This is a genomic window from Bifidobacterium sp. UTBIF-68 (assembly GCF_006408855.1).
Classification (GTDB): Bacteria; Actinomycetota; Actinomycetes; order Actinomycetales; family Bifidobacteriaceae; genus Bifidobacterium; species Bifidobacterium reuteri.
Map to the genome: position 1 here is coordinate 16,013 of NZ_JFAN01000011.1, position 16,242 is coordinate 32,254.

The window sequence follows — 16,242 nt, forward strand, 5'->3', positions numbered from 1 at the left end:
AACGCTCACATCAAGCGTATAATAGTTTTTCTCAATGTTTGTTGTGAGCTACGCATATCCGGAAGGGGAGCATAACAATGGGCATCAAGCTGAGCAAGGTGGCCAAGGCAGCCAAGAAATACAAGCACATCCTCATCGTCATGAGGCATGCCAAGGCCGAGCCGTTCGGAGGTAGTGACGACGCCGAACGCGAACTGACCGAAAAAGGCCTCAAGCAGGCGAAGGCGGTCGCCAAAGGCATCGAGGAGCTCGGCCTGAGACCCGATCAGATCTCCTGCTCGGCGGTGACCCGCGCCCGTCAGACCTTGGACCGTATGCTGAAGGTCTTCGGCGACGGGCCCATCGTGGATTACCGCATCAATCTGTATGAAGGCGGGGTTCAGGCCATATTCGACGAGCTTGCGCACGTCAAGCCCAAGCAGCGCGTGTTCATGATCGTAGGCCACGAGCCCACCGTGTCCATCGCCTCGCAATGGCTGTCGTCCTCGGATTCGGATGCGGAGCGCCTCGACCTGCTCAACCTTGGTCTCGCCCCGGCCGCGATTGTGGTTCTCGGCTCAGACAAGCCGTTCGATGAATGGCAGGTGCACAGCGGAGACCTGCTTGCCGTAATCAACGTGAAGGACTTCGACTGATTCCTCTTCCCAGTATTCTGCGTCACTAATTATCGCGTATTGCAGATGTCTCTCCTCCAGTCGACTTCGCAGCCAGCCCGTTCTGCAATCATGGACGCGCTCTGCGCGCAGCCTGCTGGCTCGCCTGTCGGCTCGCACGTTGCCTACAAACAGCTCCGCTGTTTGCTTCACGGCAACGTCCCATCAGAGGCCAATACCGCTTAGACGATTGCGATACGAGCCACCAGCTTCTTGCCCTCGTAGTATGTGGGGATACCCTTATGGGGTATATCCTTAGCGCCTATAAATTTCAGCTATAACGACACTCAAAACGTTCTTATGGGTCCTCATGGCCGATGGTTTGATAGCCTGAGTCGGGTTACGAACGCAACTATTGGAGGATTCATGTCCACTCTCACTTCCGTCTCCGGATTCCCCCGCATCGGGCAGAACCGCGAACTGAAGAAGATCATCGAAGGCTATTGGAAGGGCGCCAACGACCTGGCGGCGGTAAAGGCCACGGCGGCCGAACTGCGCGCCAAGCACTGGAAGCTCCAGCAGAACGCCGGAATCGATCTGATTCCAAGCAATGATTTCAGCTACTTCGACCAGCTGCTGGACACCGCCATCCTCCTCAACGTCATCCCGAAGCGTTACGAGCGTCTGGCCTTCGAGAACCAGGAGGACACGCTGTTCTCCATGGCGCGCGGCTATCAGGGCGACAAGGGCGACGTCACCGCACTGCCGATGAAGAAGTGGTTCACCACCAACTATCACTACATCGTTCCCGAACTGGAATCGAGCGAGGGGATCAAGCTCAACTCCACCAAGCCGTTCGATGAGTTCAACGAGGCCAAGGCGCTCGGCATCCTCACCAAGCCGGTGCTCATCGGCCCGTACACCTTCCTCAAGCTCGCCCGTGGCGCCAACGCGCAGAAGCTCGAGTACGACAAGGGCCTGGTCAACGCCGTGGCCGCCGTCTACGCCGAGGTGCTTGGCAAGTTCAACGAGCTGGGCGCCCAGTGGCTGCAGCTTGACGAGCCGTATCTCGTGCTCGACAAGGAACCCGGCGACGTGGAGCTCTTCAAGAGCCTCTACACCAAGATCCTGGCCGCCAAGGCCGGCGTCAAGGTGCTCCTCAACACCTACTTCGGCCATATCGCCGACATCTACGAGACCGTGAACCTCCTCGGCTTCGACGGCATCGGCCTCGACCTCAACGAGGGCCGCGAGGAGAATCTCGAAGCCGTGTCCAAGTACGGCGTCGCTTCCGAGACCACCATCTTCGCCGGCGTGATCAACGGCCGCAACATCTGGCGCAACAATTACGCCACCTCGCTCGGCCTGGTGGACGCCATCAAGCAGGTCACCGCCAATGTGGCCGTCTCCACCGCATCCTCGCTGCTGCACGTGCCGTTCAGCACCGAAGGCGAGACCGGCATCCCCGCCGAGGATCTCAAGCACTTCGCTTTCGCCGTCGAGAAGCTCGATGAGCTCAAGGAGGTGGCCGTCCTCGCCGATGCTACCGAGGACGAGAAGAAGGCGTCCGCCGCCCTCGCTGCCAACCAGGCCCTGTTCGACGGCACCCGCGTGGCCGCCGATCCCGCCGTCGCCGAGCGCGTGGCCGGGCTCACCGCAGACGATTTCGTGCGCCAGCCGGCCCGCGAGGAGCGTCAGAAGCTGCAGCGTGAGGCCCTTGGCCTGCCGCTGCTGCCCACCACCACCATCGGTTCCTTCCCCCAGACCAAGGAAGTTCGCGCCGAGCGCGCCAAGCTGCGCAAGGGTGAGATCACCAAGGAAGCCTACGACGAGTTCATCAAGGCCCAGATCGACGCCTGCATCAAGCATCAGGAGGAGATCGGCCTGGACGTGCTGGTCCACGGCGAATTCGAACGCAACGACATGGTCGAATACTTCGGCCAGAACCTCAACGGCTTCCTGTTCACTAAGAACGCCTGGGTGCAGTCCTACGGCACCCGTTGCGTCAAGCCTCCGATCGTCTGGGGTGACGTCTCCCGCGCCAAGCCGATCACCGTCGAATGGTCCGCATACGCACAGTCCCGCACCGAGCACGTGATGAAGGGCATGCTCACCGGCCCGGTGACCATCCTCAACTGGTCCTGGCCGCGCGAGGACATCACCCATGAGGAGCAGACCAAGCAGCTGGCTCTCGCCATCCGTGACGAGGTGCTCGACCTCGAGGCAGCCGGCATCAAGGTCATCCAGATCGACGAGGCAGCACTGCGCGAGAAGCTGCCGCTGAGGAAGTCCGACTGGCATGTGAAGTACCTCGACTGGGCAGTGCCCGCCTTCCGTCTGGTGCACTCCGCCGTCAAGCCCACCACGCAGATTCACACGCACATGTGCTACTCCGAGTTCAACGACATCATCCGCGACATCGACGCGATGGACGCCGACGTGATCTCCTTCGAAGCCTCCCGCGGCGATCTGGTGGTGCTCGACGCCATCCACGATGCCCACTTCGAGACCGAAGCCGGTCCGGGCGTCTACGACATCCACTCGCCGCGCATCCCCTCCGAGCAGGAGATTGAGGACCGCATCTACGAAATCCTCAAGAAGATGAACGTCGAGAAGGTGTGGATCAACCCGGACTGCGGTCTGAAGACCCGCGGCAACGCCGAGACCTGGCCGAGCCTCGAGCACTTGGTCGCCGCAGCCAAGGCCGTGCGCGCCAAGCTGGAGAAGTAGTCCTTATTCGGCTCTCTCATCAGAGGGAGCCGATAGCCAGCGCTTGCGGTTGTTGATTCGTTGTGATGGTTCCCCTCAGTGAGGGGAACCATAATGCGTGTAAGGAAGCTAATATGCATACGCCCATGTTTTCATTGGAAGTGTTCCCGCCGAAAAGGAACGCGCCTGTGGGAACGATCTATGACACGCTTGACGGCCTCGAGGGGCTGGAGCCGGACTTCATCTCAGTGACCTACGGGCACGGCACCCACACGGACCGAACCGCCACCGCCCGCATCGCCAACACCATCCGCAACGAATACGGCATCCCGGCAGTGGCCCATCTGACAGCGCTCTATTCCGATCGGAACAAGGTGGACGAAGCGCTCGACATGTTTGAACAGGCAGGCGTCCAGGCCGTGCTCGCCCTGCGCGGCGACTACATCGAGGGGGAGGAGCCGGTCGGCGTCTTCGAACACGCCAGCGACCTCGTCGCCTACATCCGCGAACGCAAGCCCGAGATCAAGGTGTTCGGCGCGTGCTATCCGGAAGGCCACTATCAGTCCTCCTCGCTCGACGAGGACATCGTCAACCTGAAGACCAAGGTGGATGCTGGCGTCACCCACCTGATCTCCCAGCTCTTCTACGACAACGACGACTTCTACCGGTTCCTCGACAAGGCCCATGCGGCCGGCATCGACGTGCCCATCGAGGCGGGCATCATGCCGGTTCGCGGCGCCAAGTCCGTCCGCCGCATGGCCGAACGCAACGCTTCTCGCATCCCCGACCATCTGGCCGTGATGCTGGACCGTTGGGAGGGCGACGCCGAAGCCATGCGCGCGGCCGGCATCGCCTACGCCTCCGAACAGATCACCGACCTCGTGGCACACGGCGTGGACGGCATCCACCTGTATTCGATGAACCACCCCGCGACCACCCGCCGCATCTGGCGAAACGTGCAGCCGCTCTTCAGCGAATAGTTCTGCGCCGTCTTCGCTGCGGCCATGAAGGTGCCGGTCTGCGGGAACCAAGACAATAACGGGCGGACCGTCGCCCACGGTATATAGTGGTGCCTTATGGATGCAGTGACGACGTTTACGCTCAGCTCGATGGCGCTTATCCGTGCCGGCATACAGGACCTGGACAAAGCCCGCGACCTGTTCCATCAGCTCAAGGTGGACGGCATTGACGATGCCCAGTGCTCCGAGCTGCTCGGATATCTATCCCATGCATGCGATCCCGATGTGGCTTTGGGCAATTTCGTGGACATCGTCAATGCCATGCAGTCCGGTGGCCGCGATCTGCGACAGGTGATACCGGACGGGGCCGCGCTCAAACGTCTCGTCACCGTGCTGGGCGTGTCCGACGCCATGGGCAAATTCATGCGTTTCAGGCCCGATCTTGTGGCGGCTGCAGCTGTGGACGACTGCAATAGCCACCTGTTCAACCATGCGCAGCGTCGCGCGCGGCTGCTGCAGGCGGTCGGTGCGGACCCTGAGGAGCGGACCAGCCCGAAAGCAGGCAAGGCGTTGGCGGAAGCGGCCACGGCTTTGCGGGCCGCATACCGCAGGCAGCTCGCCGCCATCATCGCCCAGGATGCGGAAGCGGATGATCCCACGGCCATCCAGCCCATCATCAGCCATGAGCTGTCCGATCTCGCCGACGCGGCGTTGGAAGGGGCGTTGGCCATCGCCCGCCGAGAGGTGGAAGGCAGCGATCAGGTGCGCTTCACCATCATCGGCATGGGAAAGCTCGGGGCGCAGGAGCTGAACTACGTATCCGATGTGGATCTCATCTATGTAGTGGAGCCGGCAAGCAAAGACGTCGACCATCAGACGCTGATTCGCGTGGGCACCAAAATGGGCACTATGCTGCAACGTGTATGCCAATCCACGATCATGGGAGTCGCAGAGCAGCCATTGTGGCAAATCGATGGGGGATTGCGGCCCGAAGGCAAGGACGGCCAGCTGGTGCGCGTGCTCGAATCGCACAAGAACTATTACGAGCAATGGGCCGAGAACTGGGAGTTCCAGGCGCTGCTGAAGGCCCGTCCTGTGGCCGGTGACCCGGAACTCGGCCAGGCGTACATGGCCATGACCCGTCCGTTCGTCTGGAGCGCGTCCAAGCGCAAGAACTTCGTCTACGATTGCCAGAAGATGCGCAAGCGAGTCGAGGACCTGATTCCGGCGCCGTTGAAGGACCGGGAGATCAAGCTGGGACGCGGTGGCCTGCGCGATGTCGAATTCACCGTGCAGATGCTTCAGCTGGTGCATGGACGCACCGATGAAACGCTGCGCACCAGCAACACGCTCGACTCGCTGCAACGACTGTCCGAGGGCGGATATATCTCCCGCAAACAAGCCGCGCGCATGTCCCAGGATTACCGATTCGAGCGCGTGATGGAGCATCGCCAGCAGATATGGTCGCTCAAACGCACGCATCTGTTCCCCGACCTCGGCCGCGCCTCGGTGGGCGGACTGGAGAAGAAGCGGGACATCGACGTCGACGAGCTCAACCGGAACCAGGAGCTGCGCCGCCTCGCCCGTGCATTCGGGCTGCATCCCGAACAGCTCGTGGACAAGTATGACGATACTCGCCGCGAGGTGCGTCACCTGCATCTGGACATCTATTACCGTCCGATGCTGCCGGTCAATGCACAACTCGAGGATGACCAGATCACGCTAAGCGTGGCGGCGGCACAGGAGCGTTTCGCCTCCATCGGATTCGGAGACCCGGATGCCGCCATCCGCCACGTGCAGGCGCTTACCGCAGGCGTGGGCCGGGCGGCGAAAATCAACCGCATCATTCTGCCTGCCGTGCTGCAATGGCTCGGTGACGGCCAGAATCCCGACATGGGTTTGCTGAACTGGCGCAAGCTGGAAGAGAACTTCGGCACTGAATCCGGCTATCTTGGATTCCTGCGCGATTCCACCTCCGCCGCGCAGCGCCTCTGCCATGTGCTGTCGAATTCGCGATTCCTTGGTGATGCGCTCAACAAATCCGTGGAGTCCATCAGCTGGCTCGGCGATGACGGCAATCTTCAGGCGCGCACCCGTGAGGCGCTGGATGTGCAGACCAGCTCCGCGCTCGAACGGTTCAGCGCCAGCATGAACGAGTTCGCCAATTCGGTGCGAGCCATGCGCCGCCATGAGATCGAGCGCATCGGATTGGCGTGGATGAGCGGCGTCATGGATGACGGGACAAGCCTGAAGGCGATGACCGACGTGTACGACGCCATTATCGACGCATCGCTGAATTGGTCGATACGCCATCAGACCGAAATGTTCGGCTTGGACCATGCGCCGGCGGATATCACGGTGATTGCAATGGGCCGCTACGGCGGGCGTGAAGTGAACTTCAGCTCCGATGCCGACGCGATTCTGATCTACCGTCCGACCGATGGAGCCGAAGACACCCAGGCCAACACCTTCGCCAAGAAGGTCGTGGAGGATCTGCGCAACATTCTTCAGGGCCCCACCACATTCGAGCCGAAGATCGAACTCGACCTGGACCTGCGGCCGGAAGGTAAGAACGGGCCGATCATCCGCTCCTACGCCTCATGCGAGGAGTATTACGGGTCCTGGGCATCCACATGGGAGCATCAGGCATTGCTGCGTGCCCGCTATGCGGCGGGGGACGCCGAACTGGCGCGTGATTTTCTCATCAACATCGCCGACCCGCTGCGTTATCCGACGCAGGAGCTGAGTGACGCCGAACTGCAAAGCATACGCAAGCTCAAAGCCCGTATGGAAGCCGAACGACTGCCGCGCGGCGTGCGTCGTGAGCGTCATCTGAAACTCGGCAAAGGCGGACTTTCCGACGTGGAATGGACCGTGCAACTGCTGCAGCTCCAACATGCCGGAACCATCAAGGACCTGCGTGTCAACGGCACGCTCGAGGCTTTGGACGTGCTGGAGGCCAAGAAGCTGGTCAGTCCGATGGACGCCATGCAGCTTCGCAAGGCATGGACGACATGCACCGCGGCGCGCAATGGCAACTACCTATGGTCCGGGCGCGCCAACCAGGCGGATATCCTTCCGGACGACATCTATTCGCTTGGAGGAATCGCCGTATATCTGGGCTATGGAGCACACCGTGGCCAGCATTTCGAAAACGATCTGCTCGCCGTGATGCGCAAATGCCGTGACGTGTGCCAGCGCCTGTTCTACGGACAGGCGGAGGACGATTATTCCTCGGGGCCCGGTTTGACGGTCGGCGGTCGCTCAGGAGCATCGGGCGGCGCAGCCGGTTCCGCCGGTGCGCAGAAGCCGGCGAAGCCTCGCATGCACGTCATAGCGCCAAGATTGGAGGCCAACCGCCGCCGCGCCCAGCGTTGACACTATATGAACGCGGGGTGACGCGCGGGTGACGGCAGGGCCCTGCGGGCGTCCTGAAAATGGTCTATAGTCGGAGAGGTCACATTAGTGGCCACCTTATCCGCTTCACGCACGAAAGGTGAGCCGTGTCAACTCCACAAGAGCCGGCGGAGACGCCGATGATCGGTAAAAGCGTCATCTCGCTTGATGATCTCTCCATCGCACAGATTCGGGATTTGCTACACAAGGCGCAGTACATCGACGCGCATCGCAAGGAGGTGTCACACACCTGCGAGGGTAGGGTATTGGCCACATTGTTCTATGAGCCGTCCACCCGCACGCGCCTGAGCTTCGAGACCGCGATGCTTCGCCTCGGTGGCAAGGTCATCGGTTTCGCCGGAGCGCAGCTTGCTTCGGTGACCAAGGGCGAGTCCATCGCCGACACGTTGAAAACCGTCTCCAACTATGTTGATGTGGTCGCCATCCGTCATCCGAAGGAAGGCGCTGCGCTCGTCGCGTCCCGTGCCGCCTCCGTGCCCGTCATCAACGCCGGCGATGGCGGCCATATGCACCCCACGCAGACGCTCGCCGACCTGGCCACGCTGCAGTCGCGCTTCGGCCGTGTCAACGACCTGACCGTGGGCCTGTGCGGAGACCTCATGTTCGGCCGCACCGTGCACTCCCTGATTGAGACCCTGTGCCGCTTCGGCAACGTGCGCTTCATCCTCATCAGCCCTGACGAGTTGAAAACCCCGCAATATGTCATAGACCGCATCAACGCCACGCCGAGCTGCTCCTATGTGGAGGTGCGCGACCTGGCGTCCGTGATCGGCGACCTCGACGTGCTGTACATGACCCGCGTGCAGAAGGAGCGCTTCTTCAACGAAGACGACTATCTGCGCCTGCGTGATACCTACATCCTCGACGAGGACAAGCTCTCCCTCGCCAAGCCCAACATGGCCGTGCTGCACCCGCTGCCGCGCGTCAACGAGATCGCCGTCGAAGTGGACGACGATCCCCGTGCCGCCTACTTCGAACAGGTCAAGAACGGCATGCTCATGCGTATGGCCCTCGAAAGCACCGTGGTGGGCGACGACCTGCCCGGTTACGAACCGCTCAGCTCCAAGGAGGTGCAAGCCTGATGGAAGTCACCAGCATCCAAAACGGCATCATCATCGATCACGTGCCCGCCGGCACCTCGCTGAAGGTACTGGAATACCTGAAGATTGATCCGTCAAAAACCAAGCTCGCGCTGATCATGAACACCACATCGCATCGGTTCGGCTCCAAGGACATCATCAAGATCGAGGACGACAAGGACATCGACCTCGATGTGCTCGGCTTCGTCGCACGCCAAGCCACTGTGGACGTGGTCCGTGGCGGACACATCGTTGAAAAGAAGCAGCCTCGCCTGCCCGAACACATCGTGGGTGTCATCAAGTGCGTCAACCCACGCTGCGTGACCACCACCGAACCGGGCATCAAACAGATGTTCCATCTGGTGCATTCCGAACGTCTCGAATACCGCTGCGATTACTGCGACGAGGAAGCAAAACTGTGAGCATCACCCTACGCAACATCAAGGTCTGGAACACCGGCGAAATCATCGATCTGACGGTTCCCGGCCTTGCGGACGCATACTTCGCCGACACCGATACCGTCCGTGACGGCGCCGACATCGACGCCACCGGTCTGACGCTGGGCCCCGGCTTCGCCGACCCGCATGTGCATTTCCGCGACCCGGGCCAGACCTACAAGGAGTCCATGGTCTCCGGGTGCCGCGCATCGGCTTCGGGCGGGTACACGAATGTGCTCATCATGCCGAACACCTTGCCGGCGCTCGACGGGCAGGCCGTCACCACGGTGGACGCCGAGGCCGGCAAGCCCGGCGCGCGCGAAGTGGTCGACGCCGGCTTCGCCAATGTCATCGATTTCCTGCAGAACTACGATGCCGCGCATGACGTGAAACTGCCGGTCCGTTACGACCTGTGCGTGTGCGCATCCAAGGATCGCGCAGGAGCGGAGGCCAGCGATATCTCCGATTGGCTACGCTATGTGCCCGGATTCCAGGATGACGCCAAGACGCCGGCGATGAACGAACACCCTGTCACCGCGATCAGTGACGACGGCGCTGCGGTTCCCGAGCCGATCCTCGACCAGGTGCTCGCCAATGCCAAGGCATCCGACCTGTACCTCATCGAGCATTGCGAGCATCATGACACTGGTGCGGTCAACGAGGGGCCGGTCTCCCGCAATCTTGGCGTGCCAGGCATCCCCGAAGACACCGAACTGAAGATCGTGACGCGGGACATCGAAGCCGCACGACGCACCGGCATCCATGTGCATTTCCAGCATGTGAGCACGGCGATCTCGTTCGAGGCCATACGCAAGGCCAAAGCCGAAGGGCTGCCGGTCACCTGCGAGACCGCGCCGCACTATCTGGCGCTGAGCGACGAGGCGCTGCTCGAATACGGCACACTCGCCAAGATGAATCCGCCGCTGCGTTCCGAAGCCGACCGTCAGGCCACCATCGCAGCCATCGCAGACGGCACCGTGGACCTGCTCGCCACAGACCATGCGCCACACACCATGGATGAGAAGGCGAAGGGCTTCCTCGAGGCTCCCAACGGCATCATCGGACTGGAATGCGCGTACGGCGTATGCCACAAGGTGCTGGTGGATGGCGGGCACATCTCGGACGAAAGGCTGATCGAGCTCATGTCCGTCGCACCTCAGGCCCTGATGGGCCATGATGCCACGGATATCGCGGCGCTGGTTGAAGATTGGGCCGAGCCTGCGCCCACCGGGGATGACCCGGACGGTGTGATCGCGGAGGAGAAGGCCGACTCGTCACAGACCGCCCGCGAGGGTGTGAACCGTCTGCTCGACCTGAGCCGCGTCGACGATGCCTCTGTCGTGGATCTCGTGGTACTCGCCACCGACAGGCCATGGACCGTGGACCCCGAACGGTTCCATTCCAAGGCCCGCAACACCCCGTTCGGCGGGTGGCAGGTCACAGGACGTCCGCTCGCCACCATCATCGGCTCGAAGTTCATGTTCAGCCGCCTGTAGTAGACAACGGCAAGTCCACCTCACAGCAGGAGACTTACGAAAAGCGCAAAAGGAACAGCATGGATCGTCTGATCGAAGCAATCACCAACGTACAGAATCCATCCGTCGTCGGACTCGACCCCACTGAGGCTCTGGTACCGCCGCAGGTGGTGGCGAGTTTCGCGGAAGAGGTACGCGATTCGGTGGACAGCCCGGAAGAGCTTCCGGCCGCCCAACTGGCCGTGGCGTATTTCGAGTTCAACCGAACCATCATCAATGCGGTCGCGGATATCGTGCCCGCTGTCAAGCCGCAGATTGCCATGTATGAGGCGCTCGGCCCCGCAGGCGTGGACGTGTATACGATGACTTGCGAATACGCCGCCCAGCAAGGCCTGTACGTGCTGGGGGACATCAAGCGCGGCGACATCGGCTCCACCGCCGCCGCCTATGCGCATCATCTGAGCGGCGTGGGCGCGGATGCTGCGAAAGGCGACGATGCCGCCGATAACGGCGAATCCATCATCTTCGACCCGTGGCATGAGGACGCCGTCACCGTCAATCCCTATCTCGGCACGGATGGCATCACCCCGTTCGTGGATGCTGCCGTCGCTTCCGACAAGGACATCTTCGTGCTCGTGCGTACCTCCAACCCGTCCTCCAGCGAACTGCAGATGCTCGATCTGGCCGACGGCACGAAGGTCTATGAACATGTGGCCGACCTCGTGGAGGGCTGGGGTGCCGAAACCCGCGGCCAGCACGGCTATTCCCGGGTGGGTGCCGTTGTGGGAGCCACGAATCCGGAGGAGGGCCGGGCCCTGCGCAAGCGTATGCCCCACACGTTCTTCCTGGTGCCAGGCTATGGCGCCCAGGGAGGCACCGCCCAGGACGTGGCCGGCATGTTCGACGAGACAGGCAGCGGCGCAATAGTCAACTCCTCGCGCGGTATCATCGGCGCATGGAAGAAGAGCGGCAGGTATTCCGAATCCATGAGCGCCGACCAGGCGCTCGAGCTTGTCGCGGAAAGCGCCCGCCAAGCCGCCATCGACATGCGTGACGCCCTTCGTTTCGCCGTGTACCGTTGACCGATCGGAGCAGGAATCCATAATGACAACATTCACACCAACGTATGATGTGGTGGCGGAAGCACAGGCTGCAGGCTATTTCCCGCCTCGCCACAGCGTCGAGATTACCGGCGTGCGTGAACTGACCGATAGGGTCATGCGCCTGACCTTCCGGGACCCGTTCATCGCATCCCACGCCAAGCCCGCACAGTTCGTGAACCTGTTCACCCACGACGATTTCATGTTGATGCCGCGCCCGTTCGGCGTCAGCGAGGTCGAAGGCGATGAGGTCAGCGTCATATTCGCGGTCATCGGCCACGGCACCGAACAGCTTGCTCGACTTGAACCCGGCGACACCGTGGATGTGCTCGGCCCCTTGGGACGAGGATTCAACCTCAAGGAGGACGCCAACTACATTCTGGTAGGAGGCGGGCTCGGCGTGCCCCCGCTGATCTATGCCGCGCAGAAGCTAGCCGAGAACGACGCCTCCTTCGCCACAGCGGTATTCGGCTACCGCAACGACCATTTCGCCGAGGAATATGTCTCCCGGTATGCGGACTGGTCCTGGAGCATCGACGACGCCGAGGGCAATGTAGTCGATCTGCTCAACAAACTCGAACAGAGTGATGACCTCAAGGCCTACGACCGCAAGCCAGTCATCCTCTCCTGCGGACCATTGCCGATGATGAAGGCGGTGGCCGCTTGGGCAGCCGAACGCGACATCCCGGCCCAGCTCAGCATGGAACAGCGCATGGGATGCGGCTACGGCACATGCGTGCTGTGCACCGTGGACACCGTGGACGGGCGTCTCAAGGTCTGCTCCGACGGACCTGTGTTCACCCGCGAACAACTGGGATGGGGGGAGTGACGATGATCGACAGCAATCAGAACGACAACCACATCAACATCTACGAACCGCACGAGTGGAAGCACTCCACCAAGGTCGCCGGCGTGGAATGGAAGAATCCCGTCGGAACCGCATCCGGAACCTTCCAGTATGCCGCGGTCCGTTGGTTCTATGATGTCAGTCAGCTCGGCGCGGTAAGCACCAAGGGTTGCTCGCCGGTGCCGTGGGAGGGCAACCCGAGCCCACGCACCGCCGAAGGCCCCGCCTCGAACCTCAACGCCGTAGGCCTGCAGAACCCCGGCGTCGACCATTATCTCGAGGACGATCTGCCGAAGCTCAAGAAGGCAGGCGCGCTGGTTGTGGCCAACGTGGCCGGTCACTGCGATGACGATTACATGCAGGTGGTGGCCAAGCTCGCCGACTCCGACGCGGATATGCTCGAAATCAACGTGAGCTGCCCGAACGTGACTCATGGAGGCATGAGTGTCGGCACCGACCCGGTGGCCCTCTCCTCACTGATGGATAAACTTCGCCCGATGACCGACAAGCCGATCATCGTCAAACTCACACCGAATGTCACCGACATCACTGTTCCTGCGCGCGCCGCAGTCGAGCACGGTGCAGATGCCCTGAGCATGATCAACACCGTGCTCGGCATGCGCCTGAACATCCGCACGGGCGAGCCGATCATCGCCAACAAGACCGGCGGCGTGTCCGGTCCTGCAGTTCTGCCCATCGGCATCGCCGCGGTCTACCGTACGCGCACCGTGCTGCCGGACATCCCGATCATCGGCATCGGCGGCATCGACTCCGGCGAGAAGGCGCTTGAATACCTGTACGCCGGCGCCAATGCGGTGGAAGTGGGAGCGGCCGCCCTATTCGACCCGGTGGCCCCATTGCGCATTGCCCGCGAATTGGATGATCTGCTGGACTCCCGTCCCGAGCTCGCTGCTAAACTTGCCGCAGGCAACACATGGAGGTAACACGGTTCGGCCGCCGATTCCCCTCGCCGAGGCGAACGTTGAGGCAAATCGGCGGTCGGACCGTCTGGGCGTCCGATACAAGACCTGGAGGTAGCTACAATGGCAGAAACGCTCGCACATCGCTTCACCGAATTCCTGCTGGAATCCAACGCGCTGAAATTCGGTGACTTCACGCTGAAGTCCGGCCGACAGAGCCCGTACTTCATCAACGCCGGCGCTTTCGACGATGGCCGCAAGATCGCCACTCTCGGTGCCTTCTACGCCGAGAAGATCAGCCAGGCGATCGTGCACAACACCATCCCGCGTGATGTCGACACCGTGTTCGGACCGGCCTATAAGGGCATCCCGCTCGCCGTCTCCACCGCCATCGCGCTGACCGCACGCCACAACATGACCGTGGGCTACACCTTCGACCGCAAGGAGAAGAAGGACCACGGCGATGGCGGCTGGATGGTCGGCACGCCGCTCAAGGACGGCATGAAGGTGCTGCTCGTCGATGATGTGATGACCGCCGGCACCGCTGTGCGCGAAGTGATTCCGAAGCTCAAGGCGGAGGCAGATGTGGAGGTCGTGGGTCTCGTGCTCTCCGTGGATCGCATGGAGAAGACCAAGGACTCCGACCTGTCCGCCGTCAAGGCGGTGGAGGCCGAGTTCGGCTTCCCGGTGCTCGCCATCGCCAACGTGCGCGAGATCTTCGACGCCGCAGCCAAGATGAAGAACGCAGACGGCACCCCGCTGCTCAGCCACGAGCTCAGGCAACGTGCCGAATCCTACCTCGAGCAGTACGGCGCCTGACCCTTCCGTGCTTCCGTGCTTTCAGGGACCGACTGAAAAACGCTTCTCGTATTCGGGAAGCGTTTTTTGATGCCCATACTTACCAAAGGGGAGCGAGGCTTAAGATCACGTTGAGATTGCGGGGAGATCATGGATGATCATACCTTCCAGACACGCTGTCCGGACACGCTGCATGTGTCGGGAATCGGAAAAGATGAACTTTAGGTGACAAAGCCCGCATCCAATACCTCGCCTCACTAGAGTAGAGGTATGAGGGAAGGTTCCAAATCTCGAAAGCCGATCATTCTGGTAGTCGGATTCATATTCATCGCCGCAATGGTGTTTGCCGGCGCATTCGCGGTGGGACGAGTCACCAAGGATCCCACCACCGACCAGAGCTACAAGGAAGTGGCATCACAGGTCGCCAAGACCGAGAATCAGATCAAAGCCAACCGCAGCACGACAAAGGAGCTCACCAAGAAACGGAATGAGCTGCGCGAGGATTTGGCCGAAGAGAAGAAGCAGGCGGAAGCAGACAGGAAGGTGTTCGAACAATACGGCGGCGATACCCAAGCAGGGAAGCCAGCCCTGATCGTCGAATCTATCAGCCCGGATGAGGACCCGCTGTATGCCGCTACCGGGGGCAGTATCGATTTGTATTATTACCCGAAAATCACCGTGCGCAACAACACCGGTCATGTCTTGCTCGGGGCAGTCGTCAAATACACCATTATCGGATCGAACGGAAACGTGCTGGATGGGGAGGGCAATGCCTACGTATCCAATGTGGTCGTATATCCCGGCAAGACCGTGGTGGCGGAGGACATGGTGAAGGATGCCGGGTTCTCCGGTGCCACAATCAAGCCGGTCAGTTTCAACGCGACGATTGCCGACAGCAAGGACCCCGATTCCACGAAAACCATCGGCGCACAATACGCCGATGACGTCAAGACGGTGACAATACCATGAGCCAGGACAACAAGAAGAACGAGCACAAGGCGGAAGAATCCAAAGAACCCGGATGGCTGAACCATGATGATTCGATAGGGGGCCACAACGCGGCGGACACTATGTTCGAGGCGTTGGACTCCTGGCTCACTGCCGTAAAGCACATTGCGCGCGGGATTATCCGGCATCATGGCGCCGACACGGACGAAGATAGCGCAGAGAAGGCGGGGAAGGGCGCGGCATCGGCACATATCGATGCACATCATATGGCCTCACCGGCCAAGCTGGCGGTGAGTCTTGTCGCATTAATCGTGGTTGTGTGGCTCGGCGGGGTCGCCTATGGTTTGGGAGGCAAGTCCGTCGTCGTGCAGCAGAGCCCCGACTACATCCGGGAATCGCAACGGCTCACCTGGGCGAACAGCGATTTGGAGGAGTCGAAGCAGGACATAGCGAACCGTGAGCGGCAGATCAAGGATGTCGGCACTCAGATAGAGGAGCTCAAATCAGAGCGCGAACGCTATGGCAATCTACTTGAAGAGATCAAACAAGTCCAGCGGCAGGACAAAACTCCGGAGCTGTCCGTCGCCGCCATCGGTGATGTCTCGCAGTCATCGTCTTCGTATTTCGCCATTACCGCCACTGTGCACAATCAGACGCAGTATACGTTGACGAGTTTCTCCGTCTATTATCAGGTTGAGGATGCTCAGGGGAATGTGGTGGGTACCGGCTTCGCCATGGGGGAGACCGGCGCCACTTGCGCTCCGAACGCGGATTGCCCTATCAGGTCACTCACCATGAACAATCCTACGGGCACGAAATTCGTACCCGTGAAATGGGGTGCCACCGCGTCGGACGGCAACAGCGAATACGGCCGGTATGGCACCGACGTCATGACCAAGCAGTTTTGATTCGTCTATATTGCACGTCCGTATCGCATGTCCATATTGCAAATGCCCCGAA

Annotated in this window: 13 protein-coding genes; all 13 read left to right on the plus strand. The window is 61.1% G+C overall.

Annotated features, from left to right (window positions below; all coding sequences use genetic code 11):
- Positions 1-77 precede the first annotated feature (77 nt).
- On the plus strand, positions 78-635 hold the full coding sequence (locus tag BW14_RS03540) for a histidine phosphatase family protein (RefSeq protein WP_044088284.1): 558 nt from the start codon (positions 78-80) through the stop codon (positions 633-635).
- A 384-nt stretch (positions 636-1,019) separates the two neighbouring features.
- A complete protein-coding gene (gene metE / locus BW14_RS03545) occupies positions 1,020-3,323 on the plus strand; it encodes a 5-methyltetrahydropteroyltriglutamate--homocysteine S-methyltransferase (RefSeq protein WP_140464722.1) in 2,304 nt (767 codons plus the stop codon).
- 113 nt (positions 3,324-3,436) lie between these two features.
- Positions 3,437-4,282: a methylenetetrahydrofolate reductase [NAD(P)H] gene (gene metF / locus BW14_RS03550; RefSeq protein WP_044088280.1), complete on the plus strand. Its 846-nt coding sequence runs from the start codon at positions 3,437-3,439 to the stop codon at positions 4,280-4,282.
- A 96-nt stretch (positions 4,283-4,378) separates the two neighbouring features.
- On the plus strand, positions 4,379-7,639 hold the full coding sequence (locus tag BW14_RS03555) for a bifunctional [glutamine synthetase] adenylyltransferase/[glutamine synthetase]-adenylyl-L-tyrosine phosphorylase (protein ID WP_140464720.1): 3,261 nt from the start codon (positions 4,379-4,381) through the stop codon (positions 7,637-7,639).
- A 158-nt stretch (positions 7,640-7,797) separates the two neighbouring features.
- Entirely contained in the window at positions 7,798-8,760 is a 963-nt protein-coding gene (pyrB, locus tag BW14_RS03560; RefSeq protein ID WP_140464730.1) for an aspartate carbamoyltransferase, read from the plus strand.
- Positions 8,760-9,179, plus strand: a complete 420-nt coding sequence (locus BW14_RS03565; protein ID WP_140464718.1) for an aspartate carbamoyltransferase regulatory subunit — start codon at positions 8,760-8,762, stop codon at positions 9,177-9,179. The genes pyrB and BW14_RS03565 overlap by 1 nt, the downstream gene beginning before the upstream one ends.
- Complete coding sequence (locus tag BW14_RS03570) at positions 9,176-10,690, plus strand: dihydroorotase (RefSeq protein WP_140464716.1); 1,515 nt, start codon at positions 9,176-9,178, stop codon at positions 10,688-10,690. The genes BW14_RS03565 and BW14_RS03570 overlap by 4 nt, the downstream gene beginning before the upstream one ends.
- A 59-nt stretch (positions 10,691-10,749) precedes the next feature.
- On the plus strand, positions 10,750-11,751 hold the full coding sequence (pyrF, locus tag BW14_RS03575) for an orotidine-5'-phosphate decarboxylase (RefSeq protein WP_140489274.1): 1,002 nt from the start codon (positions 10,750-10,752) through the stop codon (positions 11,749-11,751).
- Positions 11,752-11,773: 22 nt separating this feature from the next.
- A complete protein-coding gene (locus BW14_RS03580; RefSeq protein WP_140464712.1) occupies positions 11,774-12,598 on the plus strand; it encodes a dihydroorotate dehydrogenase electron transfer subunit in 825 nt (274 codons plus the stop codon).
- Positions 12,586-13,560, plus strand: coding sequence for a dihydroorotate dehydrogenase (locus BW14_RS03585; protein ID WP_375137542.1), 975 nt, complete (start codon positions 12,586-12,588; stop codon positions 13,558-13,560). Before BW14_RS03580 ends, BW14_RS03585 begins: the two co-directional genes overlap by 13 nt.
- Positions 13,561-13,659: 99 nt before the next feature.
- Positions 13,660-14,355 (plus strand): orotate phosphoribosyltransferase, encoded by a 696-nt coding sequence (pyrE, locus tag BW14_RS03590; protein WP_140464710.1) that lies wholly within the window; start codon positions 13,660-13,662, stop codon positions 14,353-14,355.
- A gap of 249 nt (positions 14,356-14,604) precedes the next feature.
- Positions 14,605-15,303, plus strand: coding sequence for a hypothetical protein (locus BW14_RS03595; RefSeq protein ID WP_140464708.1), 699 nt, complete (start codon positions 14,605-14,607; stop codon positions 15,301-15,303).
- Positions 15,300-16,190 (plus strand): FxLYD domain-containing protein, encoded by an 891-nt coding sequence (locus BW14_RS03600; RefSeq protein WP_140464706.1) that lies wholly within the window; start codon positions 15,300-15,302, stop codon positions 16,188-16,190. Before BW14_RS03595 ends, BW14_RS03600 begins: the two co-directional genes overlap by 4 nt.
- The last annotated feature ends 52 nt before the right edge of the window (positions 16,191-16,242 follow it).

Excerpts from the sequence above, each read along its gene's own strand:
- BW14_RS03540 (WP_044088284.1), top strand. The coding sequence starts at position 78 with ATGGGCATCAAGCTGAGCAAGGTGGCCAAGGCAGCCAAGAAATACAAG.
- metE (WP_140464722.1), top strand. The coding sequence starts at position 1,020 with ATGTCCACTCTCACTTCCGTCTCCGGATTCCCCCGCATCGGGCAGAAC.
- metF (WP_044088280.1), top strand. The coding sequence starts at position 3,437 with ATGCATACGCCCATGTTTTCATTGGAAGTGTTCCCGCCGAAAAGGAAC.
- BW14_RS03555 (WP_140464720.1), top strand. The coding sequence starts at position 4,379 with ATGGATGCAGTGACGACGTTTACGCTCAGCTCGATGGCGCTTATCCGT.
- pyrB (WP_140464730.1), top strand. The coding sequence starts at position 7,798 with ATGATCGGTAAAAGCGTCATCTCGCTTGATGATCTCTCCATCGCACAG.
- BW14_RS03565 (WP_140464718.1), top strand. The coding sequence starts at position 8,760 with ATGGAAGTCACCAGCATCCAAAACGGCATCATCATCGATCACGTGCCC.
- pyrF (WP_140489274.1), top strand. The coding sequence starts at position 10,750 with ATGGATCGTCTGATCGAAGCAATCACCAACGTACAGAATCCATCCGTC.
- BW14_RS03580 (WP_140464712.1), top strand. The coding sequence starts at position 11,774 with ATGACAACATTCACACCAACGTATGATGTGGTGGCGGAAGCACAGGCT.
- BW14_RS03585 (WP_375137542.1), top strand. The coding sequence starts at position 12,586 with ATGGGGGGAGTGACGATGATCGACAGCAATCAGAACGACAACCACATC.
- pyrE (WP_140464710.1), top strand. The coding sequence starts at position 13,660 with ATGGCAGAAACGCTCGCACATCGCTTCACCGAATTCCTGCTGGAATCC.
- BW14_RS03595 (WP_140464708.1), top strand. The coding sequence starts at position 14,605 with ATGAGGGAAGGTTCCAAATCTCGAAAGCCGATCATTCTGGTAGTCGGA.
- BW14_RS03600 (WP_140464706.1), top strand. The coding sequence starts at position 15,300 with ATGAGCCAGGACAACAAGAAGAACGAGCACAAGGCGGAAGAATCCAAA.